General features: G+C 51.0%; 17 protein-coding genes. 16 read left to right on the top strand and 1 reads right to left on the bottom strand.

What is annotated here, in order from left to right:
• Nucleotides 1-45: 45 nt before the first annotated feature.
• The 8 genes from NYE29_RS00990 to NYE29_RS00960 all read left to right on the top strand — a co-directional run bounded on the left by NYE29_RS00990 (nt 46) and on the right by NYE29_RS00960 (nt 14,408).
• A complete protein-coding gene (locus tag NYE29_RS00990) occupies nt 46-2,460 on the top strand; it encodes a hypothetical protein (RefSeq protein ID WP_340893906.1) in 2,415 nt (804 codons plus the stop codon).
• A gap of 240 nt (nt 2,461-2,700) precedes the next feature.
• Nucleotides 2,701-4,110 (top strand): extracellular solute-binding protein, encoded by a 1,410-nt coding sequence (locus tag NYE29_RS00985; RefSeq protein WP_076113584.1) that lies wholly within the window; start codon nt 2,701-2,703, stop codon nt 4,108-4,110.
• A 33-nt stretch (nt 4,111-4,143) separates the two neighbouring features.
• A complete protein-coding gene (locus tag NYE29_RS00980) occupies nt 4,144-5,121 on the top strand; it encodes a carbohydrate ABC transporter permease (protein WP_076113583.1) in 978 nt (325 codons plus the stop codon).
• Complete coding sequence (locus NYE29_RS00975) at nt 5,121-5,999, top strand: carbohydrate ABC transporter permease (protein WP_052091927.1); 879 nt, start codon at nt 5,121-5,123, stop codon at nt 5,997-5,999. The genes NYE29_RS00980 and NYE29_RS00975 overlap by 1 nt, the downstream gene beginning before the upstream one ends.
• Nucleotides 6,000-6,019: 20 nt before the next feature.
• Entirely contained in the window at nt 6,020-12,433 is a 6,414-nt protein-coding gene (locus NYE29_RS00970; RefSeq protein ID WP_340893903.1) for an S-layer homology domain-containing protein, read from the top strand.
• Nucleotides 12,434-12,976: 543 nt separating this feature from the next.
• Nucleotides 12,977-13,255, top strand: coding sequence for a hypothetical protein (locus NYE29_RS00965; RefSeq protein ID WP_076114244.1), 279 nt, complete (start codon nt 12,977-12,979; stop codon nt 13,253-13,255).
• The gene (locus NYE29_RS34480; RefSeq protein ID WP_445322144.1) at nt 13,255-13,530 is read left to right on the top strand and encodes a type II toxin-antitoxin system RelE/ParE family toxin; all 276 of its coding nucleotides are present in this window, start codon (nt 13,255-13,257) and stop codon (nt 13,528-13,530) included. The genes NYE29_RS00965 and NYE29_RS34480 overlap by 1 nt, the downstream gene beginning before the upstream one ends.
• A gap of 323 nt (nt 13,531-13,853) precedes the next feature.
• A complete protein-coding gene (locus NYE29_RS00960; protein ID WP_083675942.1) occupies nt 13,854-14,408 on the top strand; it encodes a GNAT family N-acetyltransferase in 555 nt (184 codons plus the stop codon).
• 147 nt (nt 14,409-14,555) lie between these two features.
• Here the strand turns inward: NYE29_RS00960 and NYE29_RS00955 are convergent, their stop codons facing one another.
• A complete protein-coding gene (locus tag NYE29_RS00955) occupies nt 14,556-14,813 on the bottom strand; it encodes a hypothetical protein (RefSeq protein WP_076114242.1) in 258 nt (85 codons plus the stop codon).
• A 1-nt stretch (nt 14,814) separates the two neighbouring features.
• On the opposite strand from NYE29_RS00955, the gene alaS reads away from it, so the two are divergent.
• The 8 genes from alaS to NYE29_RS00915 all read left to right on the top strand — a co-directional run bounded on the left by alaS (nt 14,815) and on the right by NYE29_RS00915 (nt 23,032).
• A complete protein-coding gene (alaS, locus tag NYE29_RS00950) occupies nt 14,815-17,448 on the top strand; it encodes an alanine--tRNA ligase (RefSeq protein WP_340893900.1) in 2,634 nt (877 codons plus the stop codon).
• A gap of 392 nt (nt 17,449-17,840) precedes the next feature.
• Nucleotides 17,841-18,116, top strand: coding sequence for an IreB family regulatory phosphoprotein (locus tag NYE29_RS00945; protein WP_036696603.1), 276 nt, complete (start codon nt 17,841-17,843; stop codon nt 18,114-18,116).
• A complete protein-coding gene (ruvX, locus tag NYE29_RS00940; protein WP_038588101.1) occupies nt 18,113-18,529 on the top strand; it encodes a Holliday junction resolvase RuvX in 417 nt (138 codons plus the stop codon). Before NYE29_RS00945 ends, ruvX begins: the two co-directional genes overlap by 4 nt.
• Nucleotides 18,530-18,542: 13 nt before the next feature.
• Nucleotides 18,543-18,851, top strand: a complete 309-nt coding sequence (locus NYE29_RS00935) for a DUF1292 domain-containing protein (RefSeq protein ID WP_038588104.1) — start codon at nt 18,543-18,545, stop codon at nt 18,849-18,851.
• Complete coding sequence (locus tag NYE29_RS00930; RefSeq protein WP_038588108.1) at nt 18,844-19,152, top strand: DUF1292 domain-containing protein; 309 nt, start codon at nt 18,844-18,846, stop codon at nt 19,150-19,152. Before NYE29_RS00935 ends, NYE29_RS00930 begins: the two co-directional genes overlap by 8 nt.
• A gap of 172 nt (nt 19,153-19,324) precedes the next feature.
• Entirely contained in the window at nt 19,325-20,371 is a 1,047-nt protein-coding gene (mltG, locus tag NYE29_RS00925; RefSeq protein ID WP_340893898.1) for an endolytic transglycosylase MltG, read from the top strand.
• Nucleotides 20,372-20,501: 130 nt separating this feature from the next.
• Nucleotides 20,502-21,434, top strand: coding sequence for a peptidase U32 family protein (locus NYE29_RS00920; protein WP_340893896.1), 933 nt, complete (start codon nt 20,502-20,504; stop codon nt 21,432-21,434).
• A 266-nt stretch (nt 21,435-21,700) separates the two neighbouring features.
• Nucleotides 21,701-23,032: a peptidase U32 family protein gene (locus NYE29_RS00915; RefSeq protein WP_340893895.1), complete on the top strand. Its 1,332-nt coding sequence runs from the start codon at nt 21,701-21,703 to the stop codon at nt 23,030-23,032.
• Nucleotides 23,033-23,269 lie beyond the last annotated feature (237 nt).

Here is a 23,269-nt window from a genome sequence, read left to right as displayed (position 1 = left end):
CTAAACGTTTAGATTATAAGGCAGGACGTGAAAGAGGTGATGGCGATGACGTTTCTCAGCAATGCAAAATACAGAATGGAGCTTAGCTCCCGGGGAGCCATGCAGTCCCTGGTGATGCAGGAAGATCCCGCCGCAATGAACTGGGTGGTTAATCCCGCTTATCTGCAACAGGCAGGATACGAAGACGAGGATAAGCTGTTCGGGGAATGGACGCTCGAATTGAATGGGAAGATCATACGCAGTGTGGATCTTAAGCCGAGGGTGATCCAGGAGGGAGAGCATCGCGCTGCTGTTGAATTTGATGCTTTTCCGGTAACGATCCGCTTCGTATACACACTGGAGGAGGAGCGCTTCAGGTGGAGCATCGAATTGTCCAACCGCTCCGAACAAGCTGTACGGATTAACGGGCTGCATGTATGGTTCTCGCTGGCCTATATCATGTTCAGGGATGAGAATGTGCTGCGCAATATGCGTGAATCGTGTGCAGTGTTCACTCATTTGGGCGGAGACTTCACCAAGTTTGCCGCTATCAGGCGCAGCAATGAGGCGCCGCACTTGGGTATTTATCAGACTGGGGGCAGAACAGTCACGGCAGGCTCCTATTGCCGTTATAGTAACCGCTTTCTTGAGCAGGTATCACCTTCCTTGGACGGCTTGCTGTATCATCGGCTGTCGCTGGTGGAGGATGGAGCTTCAATGCCCGCCTCAGCAGCTGCAGATTGGATCTATGGTAACGCTTACCATGCACTGGATCTGGATCCCGGGCAGACCTCCAGCTGGGAGTATGTATTTCTCCCTTGCCAGGATCAGGATGATTTCTACCGCCAGGGAGCCGCGTTTGGCCACCCGCACTGGAGCTATACGCCTGTGCTGACACAGGGCGGAATCTTTCAAGCTGAGGTTGGGATAAGACAGGAACAGTCTATACGTGAAATACGCCTATTCAGCGCTCCACCGGGAACGGAGGAGATCCGCCGCGAAGACATTACAGATCAGGCGATTCCGGTAAAAGGAGAGAGTGGCAGGTACACACTTACGCTGCTTCGTCCGGCGCCCGGTGAGCATAAGCTGGAGCTGGTGCTTGAAGACGGACGCAGCGACATCCTGGTGTGGAACGTGCTGGAGCCGATCGACATTATGCTGGAGAAACGGGCGGAATGGCTGGTAGCCCATAGCTATGGAAGCGCAGATGGAGTGGAACGCCCCTACGCGTTCCGTCCCTTGTCCCATCAGGGAGAATCGCTTGGCAAGCTGACCTTCCTGCTGATGAAGAACAGCATGTCGGCTGCAGTGCCGGAGCAGGTTGAGAAGGCCGAGGCTGCTGCAGTGCTGGATATGAAGCTCCATTGGTTCGAGGAGGGCGATTTTACTCGGCCGCGCCCCTTGTATGGAGGCTTCTACCGGATTTATGATCTGGATTATATTGCGCATGTTTTCTACCTGCTGTCGAGAATGGATGCTGCGCTGCTGAGGCTGCATCCGCCACAGCTTTATCTGGAGTGGGCTGCCGAAGTGATATGCCTGCGTCTGAACCCGGACTGCCATTCCAGGCAGCGCGAGAAAGACGAGGCGGGGCTGAACGGCATTTTCACCCTATATATTCAGGATTTGCTGCAGGCACTTGAGGAGGAGGGACTTGCGGAATGGCAGGGGCAATTGCAGCAGCTATGGGAGCGGTTCGGCCGGAATCTGCAGACAGAAGTACAGCAATACGGCGGGGCAATTACAGAGCACTTCTATGATAACGCAGGGTTCGGACCTACCTGTGAAACGCTGTGCCATCTTGGGAATCTGGACGAAGCGGAACGCTACGGACAGCTGATTCTGGCGAACATCGGGTTCAGTAATGACTACAGGGTCCAGAACCCGGACCGCTGGTGGGAAGCCCTCTCTTCCATGATCCATTCCTTATGGGGGGGATTGGTGTCCGGCTCGGCGCGGGTTGCCTATGAGCATTTGGGCAATCCCGAATATTTGGAGGCGGCTTACCGTTCTACAATGGCCGTGTTCAATTGTTATGACTGGAATGTGCGCTCCACTCCGCGCCGCTTGCAGCCGGGAGAGGCGGCCTCAACTTACAGTGTGGCTGCACCGAATCTGAATATGCCGGAGTTATCGAGGAACAGGTTCGGACAGTCGGTATTTGTAGCAAGCAGTGATCCGTTATTCGCCTCGCTGTTCTCCACTGTATCCGGAGATGATTGGGACATGGGTGAAGAGCTGGTTGCCTACTTATTGGGTTTTGGGACAACCGCCTACCTCTATAGAGACAGCAGCGGCAAGCTGCGTTGTGTTAACGGTTATGTTACCGAAGAGGCGGACGGCTGGACAATTACGAGCTATGCAGCGTACCCTTCCAGATACCTGCTGCTTGAAGACAAGGTGGGATTCCGCTCCGGGCAAGGCCGGCTGCAGCGCCAAGTAAGACTTCAGGGCGGCGTCTTCAGCGCTTGTCCATAATCGCCGGAAGAAGCGGCAGAATGGGACAAGCTGCTTAAAGGACAAAACCCGCGAAGCTTTTAGATTAAACGTTTAACTTAGTATAATCGAAATAAATATAGGTGAACTTGGAAAATCGCCATTAGGTAAAGGAGCAGCGAAGGGGAAGTCCAAGTCTTCTCCGCAGTTGCACAGGATACCTAAATGAAAAACTCACAAGTTCATTTTATATAGATTTAAAAGAAAAGGGAGGCAACAAACATGAAGTTTGGTAAACGCACTCTGGTTCTATCACTGGCATTAACAATGGTCTTCGCTTCGCTGGCCGGCTGTTCGGGGAATGGAGAGGAAAACACGGGTAACTCTGCCGCCAAAGCCACAGAAAAAGCCGCGAATGATAAGGGAGGCACGTCCGGCAAGGATATTACGCTTGAACTGTTGTATTGGGGCGATGACGCGCAGAAGAAGCTGGTGGAAGAGGCTGCAGAGAAATATACAGCAGACACTGGAGTTAAGATCAATGCGCAAGTGCTGCCGGCGGACGGAACCTTTGATACTTTCATTCAGACCCGCCTAGCCTCCGATCAACTGCCGGATATCAGCTACATGGGTGAGGGGGATATTCAAAAATACAATGAAATGGGCATTCTCGAGGATATTAGTGACCTGCTTGCCGATGGTTCGATACCGGAGAAATTGGCAGCGATTACAATCCATTCTCCGGAGCAGAAAGTTATCGGTGTCGGCCTCTCCAACCAACTGGAGCTGCTGTACTACAGTAAAGCGAAATTCGATGCTGCGGGCATCGCCTATCCGCCATCCAAGGTTGAGGATGCCTGGGATTGGGACACCTTTGTGAGCAATGCCAAGAAGCTGACCACGGATACCAAAGGCAAAACGGCCGCAGATGAGGGGTTCAACGCTTCATTGACAGAGAATTACGGAATCGGGTTTACCGCGGGACGTGAGTTCCATCATTTCTGGGCAGCCAATGCGAACGGAGGCGGTATTGTATCTCCGGACGGCAAGGAATTTCTGTGGGATTCGCCCAAATCGGTTGAGGGTATCCAGAAGCTGGCCGATCTTATCAACAAGGACAAGGTAGCCTCGCCCTTCAATTATTCATGGACTACCGGCGCCGGTTCGGTTATTGATGCGCTGAGCGGCGGCTATGCGATGGCGGTCAGCGGCTCGTGGGATTTGGCTAACATCAAAGGCAATGATGATATCGGTGTCGGCGTGTTGCCAAAGATGGAACAAGCCGTAACGATGAACGCAGGCGCTCCACTGGTAGTTTACAATACGTCCAAGCATATTGAGGAAGCCAAGAAATTCTACGCTTACATGGTTAACCCGGAGAATGCCCTGGACCTGCTCAAGAGCGGAGCATGGCTGCCTAACCAAGCCGACTGGTACACCGACCCTGCCCTCATTGAGAAATGGACTGCCGATCTTCCGGCAAGTGCCAAAGAAACGATACTCAGTTATTCCACAACCAAGGATTCCATTGCACAGTGGCCTGCTTATTATGTTCCGGCCTACCTTAAGATGAATACGGAATACGAGAAATCCATCGACAAGGCGCTGACCGGTCAGAAGAGCGTCAAGGACATCTACGATGAGATTATGCCAACGATTAAGAAACTGTGGGAAAGCGGAAAAGTTTCGTAATTAAAGCTTATTTTCAAAGAGAGGGCTATGGCTATGAATCCAGAGAGCAAGACCGGTACGGCAACCAACTATGTTAAAAAGCCTGCCAAAGGCGCCACCAAGGAAGCGGTCGCCGGATATTTATTTGCAGCACCCGCGATTATCGGCTTTTTGGTACTGACCCTGTATCCGATGTTGGCCAGCTTGTTCTACAGCTTTCACAAAATCACGGTGATGAGCGGCGGGCAGGTGATGGAATGGATCGGGCTGGACAACTTCAGATATATTTTCAGCAATCCAAGCTCCGAGTTCAAAAAATCGATCACGGTCACCCTGATTTACGCTTTTATCAACGTAGCGCTTGTTATTGCCTTCTGTCTGCTGGTCGCGCTCTTGCTGAACCGCAAGTTTCTAGGCAGAAATATGCTGCGGGCGGTCTTCTTCCTGCCCTCGGTCATTCCGATGCTGGCGACCACGATTGTCTGGCAGATGCTGCTGCAGAATCAGGCCAAGGGCGGTTTGGTCAACTGGCTGCTGCTGCAGCTGGGCATAGCACCTTTAGACTTCCTGACAGACCCTGTGCGGATCTTCGAGACGTTGTTTATTATGAGCTTGTGGACATGCGGGGGCACGATTGTTGTCTTCATTGCTACCTTGCAGGATGTTCCCGGTGAACTGCTGGAGGCGATCGAGATGGACGGGGGCAATGCCTGGCACAAGTTCCAGAAGGTCACCTACCCGACGATCAAGCCAGTACTCTTTTTCCAATTGATTATGTGCATGATGACCTCTATCCAGATTTACACCCAAAGTGTGGTGTTGTCCAGAAACGGTGCACCGGACCGGATGACTTATTTCATCAACGTTATGATTTATGATCATTCCTTTGTGCAGGTGGGGATGCGCGGGCTGGCGTCTGCCGAGGCTTGGGTCGTCTTCCTGATCACATTGGTCATTACGGTTATTTTGTTCTATTTCCAGGGCGCGCTCAAGAAGGATGATTCGATGGGCAAAAGAAAGAGGGTGAGATAATGGCTGTATCTGCGACTGTAAAATATTCAAGTCTTAAGAGAGCAAAGAACAAAACAAAAGCGGTGAACGTCATACTCATCCTACTCTCCTGCCTGCTCGCTTTGGTATTCGCTTTTCCGCTTTATTGGCTGCTGCGCGGCGCATTCGTTAACCATTCAGAGATTCTGGCGCGCCCGCCAGTATTTATCCCCAGTGAGCCGGGCTTTGATAATTTCCGGCTGGGGCTTGAGCGCATCCAGTTTCTGCGGCAGCTCTGGAACTCCGTCTCAATTGTGGTGCCTTATGTAATCGGAACAGTGCTGACCACGAGTTTCGCGGGTTATGCTTTTGCCAAGCTGCGGTTCCCGCTGCGCGGGATGTGGTTCGTGCTCGTAATCAGCACCATGATGCTGCCAAGCGCTGTAACCCTGCTGCCGCAATATTCCCTGTATACCTCCCTGGGACTGGCCGGCAAGCCAGCACTTATTATTCCCGCATTTTTCTGCGCAGGCGGCAATGCATACTTTGTCTTTTTGCTCCGGCAATTTTTCACGACCATTCCGCTTGAACTCAGTGAAGCGGCTAAGATTGATGGTGCGGGTTATTTCCGCATTTACTCCCGCATCATGCTGCCGCTCATTCGTCCGGCCATGATTGTTGTGGCCCTGTTCAGCTTCATCAACTGCTGGAATGAATTTTTCTATACGATGATTTATTTGAAGACAGAAGCGGATTACACACTGCCAATGGGTTTGTATATTGTGAACGGAATGCGCATTCCGAACTATGAACAGGTTATGGCGCTCGCTCTGATCGTTACGGCTCCCTGCCTGGTGTTCTTCCTGATTGGCAACAAATATTTTGTGGAAGGTATTGCGTTGACAGGAATCAAGGGATAAAAAGGAGGAGACAACAAGTTATGAGAAAGACTAAGCGGTCAGGGAAGGCTTGTGTGGCAGCGCTTTGCGCTGCCGTAGTCCTAAATGGCGGGATCGTCCCGGCATCGGCGAATTATACGACAGATTTCGATCATAAGGGTGTAGGAACCGATTACGGGAAACCGGAGTGGAAAGTGGGTAACATCACTACCCCGGAAGGAATTGATTTCAGCAAAGCTACCGTCGGGGAAATGATGCAGACGATTGAGGATTTTGACTTTGATGCCTTTAAGCAAGATAACGCCGATCTGCCCTGGCTGGATTCATTGCTCGTGAACGAAGGCGTGATTCCTGATGATAATGGGAATGATGATGCCAGCGCCAATACATTGTTCAGCCGGGGCAGCGCCCTGTACATGAAGACACAGGACAACTCGAAGCTGGGTTTTGCCGGGAGTGTGTACTACGCGGATACGTTGAACCAGGATGTTATGTATACGCTCTCTCTTTCGACGGGAGAGGTTACGGAGGATCAGTCTGCCCGGAAAAATTATCCCAGCCACGAGAACCAAACCTACCGTAGCGGGGAACTGGAGATTAACCAGCGCAAATTTATTACGAATGATAACAGTGCAGTAACACTGCTGGAATTCAAGAATCCCACGGCAAGCGACATCCAGTTGACACTGAAGGTCAAATCTCCGTTTGTATCCAGGGCAGAAGGGGATGAGTTGATCGGTGACCGGGTAGCGGCTCCGCTGATGATCGGGAAGTCCGGCCAAAAAGTTGTGAAAGCGATGTCATATGTGGATGTTCATCTTAGCGGAACCGGACTTACTCCTGCCGGGAATGAGCTGGTCAGAGAGATTACCGTTCCTGCGGGCGGGACGCTTGACCAGAAGGTGGTTATGGGCTGGCTCGCGGATGAAATTCCCGGCTCCAAGACGCAGTATGAGGAGTTCAAGTCTGCGGCCGGCAACAATGAGGCCTTTTCCACCCAGGTGAAGGAGTACAACGAGTGGTGGGCGGATAATATCCCATATATTGATGTCCCTGATGAAAATGTGAAAAAAGTGCTCTATTACCGTTGGTGGTGTAACCGCTTTAATATCCTGGATGCCAACATTCCCGGCAATGACTGGCAGTTCCCGATGAATATGGAGGGTGTGCTTGGCTACAACAACGGTATCACAGTCAGTGTGCCGTGGGCGCTGCAGGATCTGAAATGGCTCCGCGATCCGTCCTATGCCTATGGGACCTGGCTGGCGCAGGGCGAATATTCCGAGAATAAGAATTACAAGAACAACCCCGGACGGCCCAACATCTGGACCTGGGATATGATGCAGAACAGCTCGCAGGTAGGCTGGGAAGCGTACAAAATCTATGGTGGCGGTTCGGAAATCCTGAAGAAATTCGCTGATTTCTCAGCCAATGACGTGACCGGCACACTGGCTCATTTCAAGGGCAATGATCCGAATCTCGTCTATTATAACCACGGCCCGATGACTGGAAATGACGGTGACACCGTCTCCATGCACTGGAACGGCAACGGCAACAATGCCCGCCTGGACGGCTCTGCGACTACTTATGGCAATGCAGTGGCCACAGCACAAATGTATAAACAGCTGGGGGATACGGCGAATGAGACCCGGATGAATGAAACTGCCGGGAAGATTCAGAGTACAATTTTGAACGATATGTGGTTTGACGGTAAGGATTTTGACGGAGACGGCAAAGCGGATACAAACGGCGAAGGCAGCTTTTTGCATAAAAAGGTTGTCGGTAAAGAGGATGTGTTCAACCCGTGGCGCGACAACAACATGTTTGTCTTCAACTTCGGCGTTGTGCCGACAGAAGGACAGGAGGGCTTTCAGGCTAAATATTTGACCCAGCTGACAGATTACGCTGATCCTGAATATTATCCGATCTTTCCGTTCTTCACAGCGGATCAGAACAGCATTATGAAACGGGTGGAGGATTTCAAGAATGGCAAGACGGATGCCTTCGGCACCGACCAGTTCGCCTGGTGCAACTTCGGCAACTACATTAATACTGTCCGTGCTTCCTTGCGCCATTACCCTGTGGACAATATTAACAGTGATACTTACAAGACGTTGTTCGACTGGGGTGCATGGCTGCATACGGTGGAGACGGGCAATACGGATCACCTTGATTCCAATGAATTCTTCTGGCTGGAGGACTATTTCTTCGGAACGCCGTGGACAAAGGATAATCCTCCGAACCCGAGCGGCAAAATGGTGCGGGCTTGGATTCACCACGATACGCTGGGCATGATGAATTACACCGTACTGGAGGATATGGCAGGTCTTCAGCCGAGAACGGACGACAAGATCGAGCTGTGGCCGATCAATGTCGAATATGACCATTTTGCGGTAGACAATGTGCGGTATCATGATGCGGATCTGTCGATCGTCTGGCAGGACCCTAAGGTATATACCGGGGACAAAAAATTGCCTTATCAAGACATTCCGTCCGGCTTCTCGCTGTTCATTAACGGTGAGCTTGTAATGACCACGAATGAAATGTCACATATTATTTATGATACAGCGACTGGCAAGGTGGAAATGCCTAAGGGTGATGTTGCCGGAGCGGTTGGTGACAATTCTAAGACGGAAGTGTTGTTTGAAAAAGGCAGCGCTACCCCTCTAGCCAAGGCTGATGATACTTCACTGGCAACGAATGCAAAAACGGTGGATATGTTCAACAAGGCGGGCGTTGATATTGTCAATGGTGGCGAGAATCTGGCCGCTGCTGCCGGAACGACGATCGAATCGACGTATATCGAGAGCGGTTCAAGCATTAAAAGCTTGGCGGACGGCTCGACGATAGCTTCCATTGACCACACGTTCAACACGGCTCTGTTCGGCGGTTCGCCGAATCCTGCCGATACGGTCACGTTTAATTTTGACGCCACCAAGCCCGTAGACAATGTGAAGGTCTATTTCTACAATAACCGTCTCCTGGATGGCTACGGTACACCGCAGACGTTCGGTGTCGAGTATCTGGAGGCGGACGGCATAACCTGGAAGCCGGTGAAAGGGCAATTCCGATACCCGGATGTTGTGGCCTCCAACTATAACAATGTGGAGTTCGAGAAGGTTAATACGACAGCGATTCGTGTCAGTGTGACCCATGCACTCGAACTCGCAACAGGGATCAAAGAAATTCAAATCTACAATAACGGTCTGACGGTCACGCCAGCAGTGAATCAGGCACCGAAGGTAACGGTAGATACCCCGGTAAGAGTGCAGCAGGATGAGCTTCTGGCTGTGGTTCCCCAAATTTACGATGACGGTCTGCCTGGCGGCAAGCTGACCTATCAATGGGCGAAAATATCCGGTGATGGCGAGGTCGAAGAGGGTGCGCTCGATCAGGCTGTTTTGAAAGCCACCTTCAAGACTGTAGGTGAATATAAGTATCAGTTGACCGTCAGCGATGGAGACAAGCAAACGGTCGTAGAAGTTCCTGTGTCCGTGTTCATAGCAACGGCTGAACTGGCCGATATGGTTGCGAAATTCGCAGAACGGGATTCGGCGCAAGGGAAAATTGTCCGGAATTCCGGCGACTTCACACCGGAATCCTGGCAGCAACTGCAGACCGCATTGAATACGGCTAAAACATTACTGAGCAAAGGCAACTACACTCTGGATGAAGTAAAGGCTACTACAGACCAATTGCGTATAGCCATTAGTACTCTCGGCTACAGAAATGCGGCGCTGCTGGCTGTGCCGAGCGCTTCATACACCTCGGCCTGGGAGTCGGTGTATGCGGTTAACGACGGATATATTCCGCTTTTCTCTACTGGTTTAGGTGATAATACAATAGAAACACAGTACGGCAACTGGGGCGGCTCAGGGGACAATCAATGGCTGCAATATACCTGGAAGCAGAAGGTAAGCCTCTCCGGCAGCTCGATATATTTCTTCGATGACGGCGGAGGCGTGCAGGTGCCAGCTGATTACAGCCTTGACTATTGGGATGAGGCAGCCGGTAAATTTGTACCTGTCACCAACCTGAGTGAGAAGGGCAAGGAGAAGGACAAGTTTAACGATGTAACCTTTGATAAGGTGGAAACGGATAAGCTGCGGCTGACGCTGGTAAAACAATCTGCTAGTGTTTTCACGGGAGTCAAGGAATGGCGCGCGATCTCGGCCAAGCCGGAGGGAGAAACACCCGATCCGGGCACATTCGGCAAAATTGTAAGCATAGAGCAGGTTACCGTAAATACGACGATAGGGGTTGTTCCTGCACTGCCGTCCAAAGTACTGGTAACTTATGCGAATGGGAATAAGGGCATGGCAGATGTGCAGTGGGAGGATATTCCGCTTAACAAGCTTACGATTGCTACAGACTTCATGATTTCCGGCAAGGTTGCCGGAACAGAGCTATCAGCAAGCTGCCGTATATTTGTGAAGTATGACAAGACAAGATTGAAGACTGCTATTGATACGGCCGCAGATCCGGCGGTGAATGAAGAGAACTATACCGCTACGCCGGGGCAGTGGGAGACGCTTCATGCCGCATTGGCAACGGCTCAAGCTGTGTACGAGAACGGGGCTTCGACCGAAGGTGACATTAATGCTGCTTATACAGCTTTAAAAGCGGCCTTTGAGGCGCTGCAGCCGGTGGAAGGCCGCAATGCACTGATCAGCGGAATCACGATTCCCGGTGGAGTTGTCGATCAGGTAGCGAAAGAAATCATCGTGCCGGAGACGACTACACTGACAGAATTGAAGGAAGGGCTGCAAGTTCCGGCAGGCGTAACCTTTGCCGTATATGGAAGTGACGGCATAACCGTTGCAACGGAGCTCCAGACCGGGTACAAGGTGACCGTAACGGCTGCGGACAAAACAACGAGCCGGACGTATACACTGACGTTGGCTTTCGTAACTCCGCCGGTGATCACGACCGGCCTGGAAGCGAAGCTGAAGGAAGTGCTGGAGCTGGAACAGGGGCTGTACACACCGGACAGCTGGACGGCGCTCCAGAAGGCTGTAGCCGCTGCGGCTGCGCTGCTGGAGAGCGGAACGGCTGACCAGGCGGGAATCGACGCCGCGTTAAGCAGGCTTGCGGCGGCGGTTGCCGGTCTGCAGCGGCTTCCGGCGGTAACACCATCAGCAACGCCGCTGCCTTCGGCGACACCGACACCTACGCCGGGAATTCCGGCGTCCGGGTCCGAGACGCATGTCCCGACGCCGAAGCCTTCGCCAAGCGCGGCGCCGACTGCAGCACCTGCTGCCGTAAGCATAGGCAGCATTGTGCTGCATCCGGTGGCCGGAGCTGACGGAACGGTCAAGGCAGTGCTGACAGCCGGGAATATTGAGGCTGCAGCCAAGGGAATAACAGACGGCAGGTTGACAGTATCCGTTAAAGCGGCGGCAGGCGTGAAGCAGCTGTCAGTTGAGCTTCCATTGCAAGCGCTCATGGCGGTACAAGGTGTGCGCACGGTCAAGATTGAGACTGGAGCGGCGGACATTCTATTGAATGAGAGTTTCCTGAAAGTCTATGCCGACGGAAAGAGTAATAAGCTGGAGATTTCTGTCAGCGCTATAGATCCGGTAGGCTTACCGCTGCAGGCAAGCGCGCTGCTGGGAGTGAATGTGCTCAGCGATTTCGGACTGAGTGTTGACGGGACTGCTGTTCCGGCCTCCGTACTGAAGGCGAAGGGCGTCAAGGTCGCGCTGCCGTACACGTTGAAGCCGGGTGAGAAACCGAACAGGGTAGTGGCCTATTATCTCAATGATAAGCGCGAGCTGGAAGTTATGAAGAGCGGCAAATACAACACCGCTGCCGGGACCCTGGAATTCAATCTCAACCGGAGCGGAAGTTACGCAACACGCTACTCGAATGTTTCATTTAAGGATATTGCAACTGCAGCCTGGGCAGTGGACAGCATCGAAGCACTCGCGGCCAGAGGAGCTATCCAAGGAACAAATGCGGATAACTTTAACCCCTCAGGCAACGTCACCCGTGCGGAGTTCATCAAGATCCTGATGAATGCGTTCGACCTGGTTGATGAGTCAGTCGTAAGCACATTTACAGATGTGAAGCAGGGTGCCTGGTATGCCGGAGCGGTTGCCAGCGCCCAGAAGCTGGGCATTGTTAAGGGGAAGCCGGACGGCACCTTCGGTCTGAATGAGGAGATTACTCGTGAGGAAATGGCCGTCATGCTGCATCGTCTGGCACAGCTTGCAAACGTTTCGTTGAGCGGTGGGGCGAATGCCGGCGTCAATGCTAATACCAGTAACAATGCTGCCCATGTGTCATTTTCTGATCTTGATCAAGTGTCATCCTACGCGGCTGATGCCGTGGAAGACATGCGCAAGAGCGGAGTGATTGGCGGAATGCCGGACGGCAAGTTTGCGCCGGACAGCCAGGCCACAAGAGCTCAAGCAGCAACAGTTATCTTCAGGCTGCTTGGGCAAGCTCAATAACGGGCATTGGGATTAATCCATAACGTAGTTGCTAGAATACGAGGGCTCAAGCGTCCAATGAACTATGAACTAAAACATGAAGTCGGGTAGTTTCCCCACCCATAATTTGTTAAAGCAAGCAGCCAATGACCCAAAAGACAGACCAGGGATTCTCCAGTAACGGGAGAATCGCTGGTCTGTTATCTTTTTATGGTCTCTTTTTAATAACAGGACTGTCTCATTTCTCGAAAAACCCACTTATGGGACGGTCCACTTTAGGATTTATGTATGGTCGAGACGACAGGATTTGAACCTGCGGCCTCTTGCTCCCGAAGCATGGGGCGGGGGTCTTTTGGTGTGTTATGGGGTCTTATATAGTGTTAACCAGAGTGGAAATAAGCTTATATTGCTGCTGAGAACTAAGATGTGTTATTCAGTATTATCGGCGTTACTACATGATTACTACATGTACTACATTGGGATTATCAGTCTTATGCTATATCATGACGTTGTATCCGTGTATCTGAATTCAGGGTATAATATTGAACAAAGGAGTTGAAGAACATGTATCTGGAATTAAAGGATAAGAGCGGTAAAGTGTATCGTTCTTTTATGAATGACCGTCAGAAGCCTGTAATTGTAATCAATGACACAGAATATGAAGTGTTTGAATTAATCCAGTCTCAGGACAACTCAGATGCTCTTTCGGCTGCGCAAATTGCTGAGCTTGATGCTGATCCTGAAATTGCAGAAATGATCCGAGAGTCCAAACGGGATATTATGCATGGTTCAATAATTTCTTCTAAGCAAATGATCGATATGATAAGAAACGGAGAACTATAATGCAGGTAGTCTGGACTAAAAGTGCGGCACAGAGCTTTTCCAAGATCGAAAGCATCCACTTCTCACCACAGGAAACAGCAGAGTATAAATTAAAGCTATTCATGCGGATTGAAGAAAAGGTGATTCGGTCAGGAAAGTTGTTTCCGTCAAAAACTTATAAAGACACTTACTATATTCGTATTGATCGTTATATCGTTTCCTATGAGCCATCTGAGGATGGCTCTACATACATAATTACTGCCTTTAAGCATGGAAGAGAGAATAGGAACCATTGACACCAACAGCAATACTTCAAGTGTAGTGCTATTTTACTATGGGCGCGAAAGGTTGCTTTCTTTGTTAGCGGAGGGGAAATTTGGAACTGTAGGAGCGATAGCGACCGCCTTTGTTACCGGATTTCCACCGCATATAGCGGGTACAATCAAGAAATTCTTACGACTACAGCGGCCGGAAGTCCAAATATTCACCGTAGTTACGTCCTCGACCAAATGGGTAAATATTACATCGAATCTATATATTAGAGAAATATATGGAGTGGGTTAATTTGGGCATTTGTATAACATAGAAGTGTTATTTTAATATAGAGGTGATTTTTACAATGGCTAGGACTAATCAGTTAACCATACATACGCTCACTCAAGGCGATAGACGACTTGTATCTGAGCTTTTTAAATCTTCAATTTCAGATGCCTTCGATAAGGAGGGACTAGGGCATTTGCAGGAGGACATTCAACATGAAGTTGACAATAAAAAACAAATGGTTGATGCCTTTCTGAACCCCGCGAATACGACTATATACTTCCTTGTTGCTAAAATAGATGGGACGGTTGTCGGCACGATTTCATTTGCACCCTGCGACGAGGATATTCGCTCATGCACCGGAAATCAACTTGATGATGTGGGAGAGCTAGGAAGCTTATACGTTTTGCCAAGCTATCAGGGTCTCGGTGTAGGCTCGAGGCTGATTAAGGAATTGATGGCATATCTAGGAAAGCAAGGGATTGGGCAGTTTTGCCTGGACAGTGGCTACCAACGTGCGCAGGCAAAATGGCTGCAGAAATTTGGCAAGCCGTATAAGGTGGTTAAGGATTATTGGGGACCGGATTCGGTTCACATGGTTTGGTTGTGCAAAGTGAGCGATTATACAATATAGACTGGGAAGTTTCCATCAGCCGTTTGCCCTCCGAGATTGACAGATTTAGGGGCACTGGCTATACTTGAAATGTTAAAATGCAAATCGGATAAAACGTTGATGAAATGAAGTACGCCGGAGCATGGCTCCCTCAGAGAACGGATTCCGTTACGAATAGATTCGTAATGGCTGCGAGAATCCGGAAGACAGGCCGGCAGAAAGCTGATTTCGGAGTGCGGGGACAATCCCGCCGGGGGCGCCCGTTAACAGCCGCGACAAGGCGATCGCCAGCAGTTGTCCCATGCATATGGGCAGGGCGATAACCAGGGTGGTACCGCGATAATAATCGTCCCTGAATTCATTCAGGGGCGTTTTTGTGCATTCCGGCAGAAGTGCCGAATTAATGATAAGACGGGAGCTGTACATGATGAAAGCAAGTGAAATCCGTTCCAAATGGCTGCAGTTTTTTGAGAGTAAAGGCCACAAAATCGAGCCCAGCGCATCGCTGGTGCCCCATAATGACCCTTCGTTACTGTGGATTAACGCGGGTATGGCGCCGCTGAAGGCTTACTTCGATGGCCGGGAGATTCCTGAGAATCCCCGCCTGGCCAACTCGCAGAAATGTATCCGCACCAATGATATTGAGAATGTGGGCAAGACGCGCCGCCACCACACGTTCTTTGAAATGCTGGGGAACTTCTCCATCGGCGACTACTTTAAAGAAGAAGCGATCACCTGGGCTTGGGAGTTCCTGACCGGCAAGGAATGGATCGGCTTTGATCCGGAGCGCATTTCCGTGACGGTGTACGCCGAGGATGAAGAAGCCTTCAAGCTGTGGAATGAAAAGGTAGGACTGCCTGCAGAACGCATCATTAAGCTGGGAGATGAGAACTTCTGGGATATCGGCGAAGGCCCATGTGGACCTTGCTCAGAGATCTTCTACGACCGCGGTGAAGCTTACGGCAATGACATGAGTGATCCGGAAATGTATCCGGGCGGAGAAAATGAGCGTTGGCTCGAAGTGTGGAACCTGGTGTTCTCACAGTTCAACCATAACAAGGACGGCAGCTATACACCGCTTCCGAATAAGAATATCGATACCGGAGCGGGTCTGGAGCGTCTGGCTTCCATCCTGCAGGATGTCGATTCCAACTTCGACACGGATCTGTTCCAGCCGGTAATCCAGAAGACGGCGAAGCTGGCCAAAGTTACCTATAAAGACAACTTGGAGCAGGATATCGCGCTTAAGGTGATTGCCGACCATATCCGTACCGTTACTTTTGCAGTAGGCGACGGTGTGCTTCCTTCCAATGAAGGACGCGGTTATATTATCCGCCGTTTGCTCCGCCGTGCGGTCCGTTACGGCAAGACGCTGGGTCTGGATCGTCCGTTCCTGTATGAGCTGACGGAAACCGTCGGTGAGGTTATGGGTGTGTACTATCCATCCATTGTAGACAACCGGGAGTATATCGCCAAAATCATCCGTACGGAAGAGGAGCGTTTCCACGAAACCTTGTCCGATGGTCTGGCCATTCTTGGCGAGCTTACCGCCAAAGCAAAGACGGAAGGTCTTGCTGCCATCGCTGGAGCAGATGCCTTCAAACTTTATGATACGTACGGCTTCCCGTTTGACCTTACGGAAGATTTTGCTTCCGAGCAAGGACTTACTGTTGACCGTGAAGGCTTTGATGCCGCGATGCAGGAACAGCGTGACCGGGCCAGAGCTGCCCGCCAGGATGGAGCCAGCATGAAGATTCAGGGCGGCGCGCTTGCTGAGCTGACGGTTAAAAGTGAATTTGTTGGTTATAATGACTCCGTAACAGAGTCAAAAATACTTGCTATTGTTGTCGGCGGTGAACTTGCCGATACAGCCGGTGAAGGTACCGAGTGCCAGGTGATTTTGGAATCAACACCGTTCTATGCTGAAAGCGGCGGACAGGTCAGTGACACCGGCCTGCTTACCGGAGGCTCTGTCACTGCCAAGGTAACCGGATTGTTCAAAGCACCGCATGGCCAGCATGTTCATCTGGTTACTGTTGAAGCCGGGGAGCTAAAGGTAGGCGAGAGTATCCGCGCGGAAGTGAACCGCGAGCAGCGCGGGGATATCGTGAAGAACCATACGGCAACCCACTTGCTGCATAAAGCGCTCAAGGAAGTATTGGGCGGCCATGTGAACCAAGCCGGATCTTTAGTAGAAGGCGCACGTTTGCGTTTTGACTTCTCGCATTTCGGCGCAATTACGCCGGAGGAGCTGAGTGATATTGAGCATCGCGTAAATGCTCAAATCTGGCGCGGCCTGAATGTCGTGATCGAGAGCAAGCCGATTGAAGAAGCCAAAGCAATGGGGGCAATGGCCCTCTTCGGTGAGAAGTACGGTAATGTGGTACGTGTCGTTCAGGTGGGTGACTACAGCCTTGAACTGTGCGGCGGCTGTCACGTGTCAAATACCTCGCAAATTGGAATCTTTAAGCTGGTCAGCGAAAGCGGCATCGGCTCCGGCGTACGCCGGATCGAAGCTGTTACCGGCCGTTATGCTTATGAGTTCACGGAGAGCCAGCTTGATTTGCTGAAGCAGTCGGCAGGCTTGCTGAAATCCTCCCTGAATGATGTGCCGAAGCGGATTGACGCGCTGCATGCCCAGGTTCGTGAGCTTTCCCGTGAGAATGAGTCGCTGCAATCCAAGCTGAGCGCTACCTTTGCGGCAGAGCTGACAAGCAGCGTGAAGACAGTGGGCGGCGGTACACAGCTGCTGGCTGTTGCTGTTCAAGCCGGCAATATGGATGCCCTGCGCTCCACGGCCGATGAACTGAAATCCAAGCTGCCTGATGCTGTACTTGTGCTGGGTGCAGCGATGGACGATAAGGTCAACTTTGTAGTCGCAGTACCTCAGGAGCTGGTGAAGAAAGGCTTCCATGCCGGCAAGCTGGTCAAAGAGGTTGCTGCGGTATGCGGCGGCGGCGGCGGCGGCCGGCCGGATATGGCCCAAGCCGGCGGTAAAGATGCCTCCAAGCTTGGCGAAGCACTCGTTAAGGCTGAAGAGCTGGTAGCTGCACTGGCATAAACATCAGGCTACAGGGATTCCCAAGGTAGCTGTCAACTAACACTAAGGCAGATCAGCCTAGGCTGATACGCTGCCTGCGAACAAGGTAAAAGCATGTGAGACAGAGAAGCAGCGGTACTGAGTGCTCCATATCAGTGCCGCTGCTTTATTCAAAAAAATAAAAAGTTTTGAATTTTTGCGAATATTCGCCTTTCATGGTATTCTGCAATAGCTTAAAAGCCAAAAAAATCTATATTAATGTAGATAAAATGCCAAAAAAAGCGTTATTATTGTGGCAGGATTTCCTCGTTGGGGCATGAATATGTTATGATGAAGGCAGCAAGTAAGCTGTACAGCAGCAACTTTGCGAAGCTGCCCTTTTAGGGTGATTTTGCAGAAGGAAGGTGTCACAAATGGACTCCATGGACAAAACGGTTAAATTCAATGTGAAGGGCGATGAAAAGGAAGCTTCTCCTCAGGAAATCTTGCTCGCCGTATACGACGCGCTCGTGGAGAAAGAATATCATCCGATCAATCAGATCGTTGGATATCTTCTTTCCGGAGATCCGGCTTACATTCCGCGCCATAACAATGCGAGAAGTTTGGTCCGGAGGAAAGAACGTGATGAGCTGATTGAGGAACTGGTCCGTTTCTACCTTGCCAATCATCGGGTGGATCAGCCGAAATGAAGAAGCTGGGTCTGGATTACGGCGACCGTAGAATCGGAGTCGCCACAAGCGATATTTTCGGATGGACAGCCCAGGCTCTGGAGACGATTGAGCGCCGCGGAAACGGGAATGAGTTCGAACGGATCCGCGAACTGGTGAAAGAGCACGAAATTGGAGAAATTGTGGTTGGGCTTCCGAAAAATATGAATGGCTCAGTTGGACCGCGTGGTGAAATCTGTATAGAATTCGCCGGCCAGCTGCGGGAACAACTCGAATTACCCGTACACCTTTGGGATGAGCGTCTGACGACAGTATCCGCTGAGCGGGTGCTGATTGAAGGGGACGTCAGCCGGAAGAAACGCAAAGGGATTGTGGACAAAATGGCCGCAGCCTTGATTTTGCAAAATTTTTTGGATGCTAACAGTAAAAGGTGAGGGGTGCGCGGATATGACAAACGAGCAGATCGGCCAAGAAGAAGAACCGGAAATTATCTATATTCCCGATGAGGAAGGTAATGAAGAGGAATTTGAGGTCATCATGAAGTTTGAAGTCGACGGTTCGGATGCAAAGTATATGATGGTGGTTCCACTCGATTCCGAGGATGAAGAGAGCGATGAGGTGTATGCGTTCCGTTACGAGGAAGATGGCGACGACCTGCAGCTCTTCATGATCGAGAATGACGAAGAATGGGCCATTGTTGAAGAGACTTTCAATACTTTGGTAGACGAATTGGACGGAGGAGCCGAGAATGACTGATTTTTCCGCCGAACAAGCGGTATGGACATCTAAGCTCAAAGAAGTATACGGAGAAACAGTGGAACTGGAAGACGAGCAGGGTAAATCTTCCGTTTACGATATTATTGCCGAGTTTGAAGTCGGTGACCGCGCATATGCGGTGCTGACCGGTTCCGGAAAAGACGCGGAGCAGGAGATTCTGCGGATTGTAGTTTCGCCTGACGGTCTTCCGGAGCTGGAGAGCATCGTTGACGATGAAGAGTGGGAAGATATTTCCGAGCTGTACGATGAGCTGACTTTTCCCGCAGAGGACACGGAATAAGCATCTTTATCTGTATGCAACATTATGTTGAGCATGAAGAGGGCGGGATTTTCCGCGCTCTTTTTGCTTGATATACGACCATAAAAGGTTGATGCAGCGTTCTCATGAAATTTATGTTGAATTTAAGACAATACAATTTTATACTTTATAGTCGGAAAGTGAGGAGTCACATTTGAAAGCCGCAATCCGCACTGTGCTCATTATTATCCTTTTGCTGGCATTGGCAGGAGGGGGAGGAGCATGGTATATCTTGAATGGCATGCAGCCGGTAGAGCCTGCAGGGCCAGCCGTCACGTTTACGATAGAGAAGGGCATGGGGAGTGCGGAAATCGCCAGCCTGCTCGAAGACAACGGCATTATACGTAACGGAATGTTCTTTAGGGGATATCTGAAATGGGTCAAGGAAGGGTCAAGCTTCAAGGCAGGCACCTATACGGCAAGTCCAGGGGACACCTATGATGAGCTGATTGCCCGGCTGAATGCCGGGGATGTAGTGAAGGAAGATACGGTGGTGTTCACCATTCCCGAAGGGTTCACGGCGAAGCAGATAGCTGAGAAGCTTGCAGAGGCTTGGAACCAGCCAGCCGATGTGTTTCTGAAAATGATGAACTCGGGGGCGGGGCTGACTGAGGTAAATACGCTGAAGATTCCCGAGGACGCTAGTTTACGGCACCGGCTTGAGGGCTATTTGTTCCCGGAAACGTATGAGCTGGCCAAGGACAGTACACCGCAAGAGGTTGTTGAAGCCATGCTGGAGCAGTTGACGAAGAAGCTGGACAGTATTCCGGACTGGCAGGCGCAGCTTGCGGAGCGCGGATTGTCGCTGCATGAACTGCTGACCGTAGCTTCTCTCGTGGAGCGGGAGGTAGTTGTGGACGAAGAACGTCCGCTTGTAGCCGGTGTTATTTATAACAGGCTGAAAAAAGGCCAGAACCTGGAGATCGACGCAACTGTCCAGTATCTGCTGGACAAGCAGAAGGAAAGACTGCTGAATAAGGACCTGAAGGTCGAAAGCCCGTACAATACGTACCGGAACCCGGGTCTTCCACCTGGCCCTATCGGAAGTCCGGGCCTTGCATCGATTCAGGCTGCGCTTGCGCCGAAAGCCTCAGAGTACTATTTCTATGTGACCAAAAAAGACGGCACGCAGGGACATCTATTTGGCAAGACCTACAAGGAACATTTAGCCAATATCAAAAAAAGTGAACAAAATCAGTAGGAAACCTGTAAAATGAGAACTGTTGCCGTTCCAGGAATTCCAGTAGGCGTTTTAGGGTTTGAGGGGGAATTCTCCCTCTATTTTAAATAAATGATGATGAGCTGGACGGATGAATTTAGGAGGAATCAACATGAATAACAAACCGGAGCTGCTGGCAACGGCGGCTTCCTTGGAAGAAGCGCGTGTATTGCTGGATGCCGGGGCAGATGCGCTCCTCATCGGGGATGACCGTTTCGGCATGCGACTTGCCGGACACTTCTCGCTGGAGGACACTGCGGCTGTCGTTAGTCTGGCTCACGGCAAAGGCCGCAAGGTGTATGCCGGTCTTGGCGGGCTGATGACGAACCGTCTGCTGGATGAGCTTCCTGCTTATGTGAAGGCGATCGGTGAGCTTGGCGTTGACGGCATTGAATTCGGAGATCCAGCGGTGCTGGCAGCTGTGAAGCATGAAGCGCCGGGCATGAAGCTTCACTGGAATGCGGAAATGACCTCGACCAATTATGCCACAGCGAACTATTGGGGCCGCAAGGGAGCATCGCGTGTCGTTCTGGCCCGTGAATTGAATATGGATGAGATGACCGATATGGTGCCGCTGCTGGAGATCGAAGCCCAGGTACACGTCCACGGGATGACAAATATATATCATTCCAAACGCAAGCTGGTAGAGAGCTATATGTCGCATCAAGGCCGTCCGAGTGAAGGCGGAAGCCTTGGCAAGGAGCGCGGCTTATTCCTGATTGAAGCAGAGCGGCAGAATGAGAAGTTTCCGATTTATGAAGATGTCAACGGGACACATATTATGAGTTCCGACGATATTTGCATTCTGGAGGACCTTCATCTGCTGCTGGGTGCCGGAGTACACAGCCTGAAGATTGAAGGGCTGCTGAAGCCCGCTGCCTACAATGCCGCTGTAGTTAAGGCTTACCGCCATGCGATAGACCTCTACACCGCTGATCCGGCAGGTTATGCGTTCCAGGAGGACTGGATGGATGGAATCCGGGCGCTGCAGGACCCTGAGCGTGAACTGACATTCGGCTTTTTCTACAAGGAACAGGTATATTAAAATATAAATAATGCAATGATTTGCTGATTTTAAAATGAACTTAATGCCTAACCTTAAAGATAGAGTAACGGAGGGAAGGTTTGGAACTGTAGGAGCGATAGCGTACGCCTTTAGGTTTGGATTTCTACCGTGGCTAACGGTTCAAATCAGGAAATCCAAACCTAACAGCGGCCGGAAGTCCAAACACTTACCGCAGTTGCGTTCATATCTAAAAGGAAGATTTTCAGGTTTATTTATACAGCAAAGATATGGAGGGGAGAACAGGAATGGGAACCATGACAAAGCCTAAGTTTAAGGGCAAACGTTACCGTCTGGACAAACCGGAGCTCCTTGCTCCGGCGGGTAATCTGGAGAAATTGAAATTCGCCGTGCATTATGGTGCGGATGCAGTATATATTGGAGGCCAGAAATACGGCCTGCGCTCCGGAGCGGATAACTTCAGCTTTGAAGAAATGCGCGAAGGCGTGGAATTCGCCAAGAAATACGGGGCCAAGGTATTTGTTGCCACCAATATCTATGCCCATAACGAAGATATCGCCGGGATTGAAGAATACCTGCGCAATCTATATGAAGCCGGGATTGCCGCCATTATTGTAGCGGATCCGGCCATCGTCGATACCGCGCGTCGCCTGGTGCCGGGCCTTGAGGTGCATCTTAGTACCCAGCAGTCCACACTGAACTGGCAGGCTGTCTCTTTCTGGAAAGAGGAAGGTCTGCCGCGTGTTGTACTGGGCCGTGAGACCAGCCTTGAAGAGATTGCCGAGATCAAAGCACATGTGGACATCGAGATCGAGAGCTTTATCCACGGAGCCATGTGCTCCTCGTATTCCGGACGCTGCGTGCTGTCGAATCACTTCACGGACCGCGACTCCAACCGCGGCGGCTGCTGCCAGTCGTGCCGCTGGAAATACGACCTGTTCGAAGATGCCCGTCCGGAAGGTGCATGGGTATCCGAAGAAGAGCAGGCTGAAGCCCTTTCGTCCCCGCAGCCTCTTGAGCCCGGTGTAACCCAGCTTCCACTGCATCAGCCGGAGGATAACCAGTTCTCGATGGGCTCCAAGGATTTGTGCATGCTAGAGAGCATTCCTGAACTGATTGAGGCAGGTATTGACAGCTTCAAAATTGAAGGCCGGATGAAGTCGATTCACTATGTGGCGACTGTAGTCAACGCCTACCGCAAGGCCATTGATGCTTACATGGCCGATCCGGAAGGTTATGAGCTGAAGCCGGAGTGGCTGGAAGAGCTGCAAAAAGCGGCAAACCGTCCGCTGAACACCGGATTTTTCTACGATACCCCGGATCATGAGGATCATATCTATGAGCCGGAGGAAAAAGCGGCTCCTTATGATTTTGCCGGATTGGTGCTGGAGTATGATGCCGAAAGCGGCATGGCTCTAATTCAGCAGCGCAACAACTTCAAGCCGGGGCAGGAAGTGGAGTTCTTCGGCCCGGACAACACCTTCTTCAAGCAGACCGTCGGAGAGCTGTGGGATGAAGAAGGCAACCGGCTTGACGTTGCCCGCCACCCGCTTCAGCGTGTCCGCTTGAAGGTAGACCAGCCGGTAGCTTATTTCGATATGATGCGGAAGAGAAAATAATTTTATTATTTATTTACAAGGGATGCTCTTATTTTTTTGAAGAGCATCTCTTTTTTTGTGCTCCCGCCAAAATTCGGGATATTCTCAGGAAATATAAAAAATTCTCTGGGAAATTGTAAAGAAAACTAAGAAAAAAGACCCAATATGCCGATATATATTCCGTGAACGCTTACATACATCTTCTAAACTAATTGGTAGGTGATGGTAATGGGGGCTCCCGAGCGTGAAAAAAGAGGA

This window comes from Paenibacillus sp. FSL M7-1046, assembly GCF_038007405.1.
Classification (GTDB): Bacteria; Bacillota; Bacilli; order Paenibacillales; family Paenibacillaceae; genus Paenibacillus_AQ.
The sequence above is the reverse complement of the archived record's forward strand: the minus strand, read 5'-3'. Positions and strand labels throughout refer to the sequence as shown.

Coding starts and splice junctions, on each gene's coding strand:
- NYE29_RS00990 (WP_340893906.1), top strand. CDS start 46: ATGACGTTTCTCAGCAATGCAAAATACAGAATGGAGCTTAGCTCCCGG.
- NYE29_RS00985 (WP_076113584.1), top strand. CDS start 2,701: ATGAAGTTTGGTAAACGCACTCTGGTTCTATCACTGGCATTAACAATG.
- NYE29_RS00980 (WP_076113583.1), top strand. CDS start 4,144: ATGAATCCAGAGAGCAAGACCGGTACGGCAACCAACTATGTTAAAAAG.
- NYE29_RS00975 (WP_052091927.1), top strand. CDS start 5,121: ATGGCTGTATCTGCGACTGTAAAATATTCAAGTCTTAAGAGAGCAAAG.
- NYE29_RS00970 (WP_340893903.1), top strand. CDS start 6,020: ATGAGAAAGACTAAGCGGTCAGGGAAGGCTTGTGTGGCAGCGCTTTGC.
- NYE29_RS00965 (WP_076114244.1), top strand. CDS start 12,977: ATGTATCTGGAATTAAAGGATAAGAGCGGTAAAGTGTATCGTTCTTTT.
- NYE29_RS34480 (WP_445322144.1), top strand. CDS start 13,255: ATGCAGGTAGTCTGGACTAAAAGTGCGGCACAGAGCTTTTCCAAGATC.
- NYE29_RS00960 (WP_083675942.1), top strand. CDS start 13,854: ATGGCTAGGACTAATCAGTTAACCATACATACGCTCACTCAAGGCGAT.
- NYE29_RS00955 (WP_076114242.1), bottom strand. CDS start 14,813: ATGTACAGCTCCCGTCTTATCATTAATTCGGCACTTCTGCCGGAATGC.
- alaS (WP_340893900.1), top strand. CDS start 14,815: ATGAAAGCAAGTGAAATCCGTTCCAAATGGCTGCAGTTTTTTGAGAGT.
- NYE29_RS00945 (WP_036696603.1), top strand. CDS start 17,841: ATGGACTCCATGGACAAAACGGTTAAATTCAATGTGAAGGGCGATGAA.
- ruvX (WP_038588101.1), top strand. CDS start 18,113: ATGAAGAAGCTGGGTCTGGATTACGGCGACCGTAGAATCGGAGTCGCC.
- NYE29_RS00935 (WP_038588104.1), top strand. CDS start 18,543: ATGACAAACGAGCAGATCGGCCAAGAAGAAGAACCGGAAATTATCTAT.
- NYE29_RS00930 (WP_038588108.1), top strand. CDS start 18,844: ATGACTGATTTTTCCGCCGAACAAGCGGTATGGACATCTAAGCTCAAA.
- NYE29_RS00920 (WP_340893896.1), top strand. CDS start 20,502: ATGAATAACAAACCGGAGCTGCTGGCAACGGCGGCTTCCTTGGAAGAA.
- NYE29_RS00915 (WP_340893895.1), top strand. CDS start 21,701: ATGGGAACCATGACAAAGCCTAAGTTTAAGGGCAAACGTTACCGTCTG.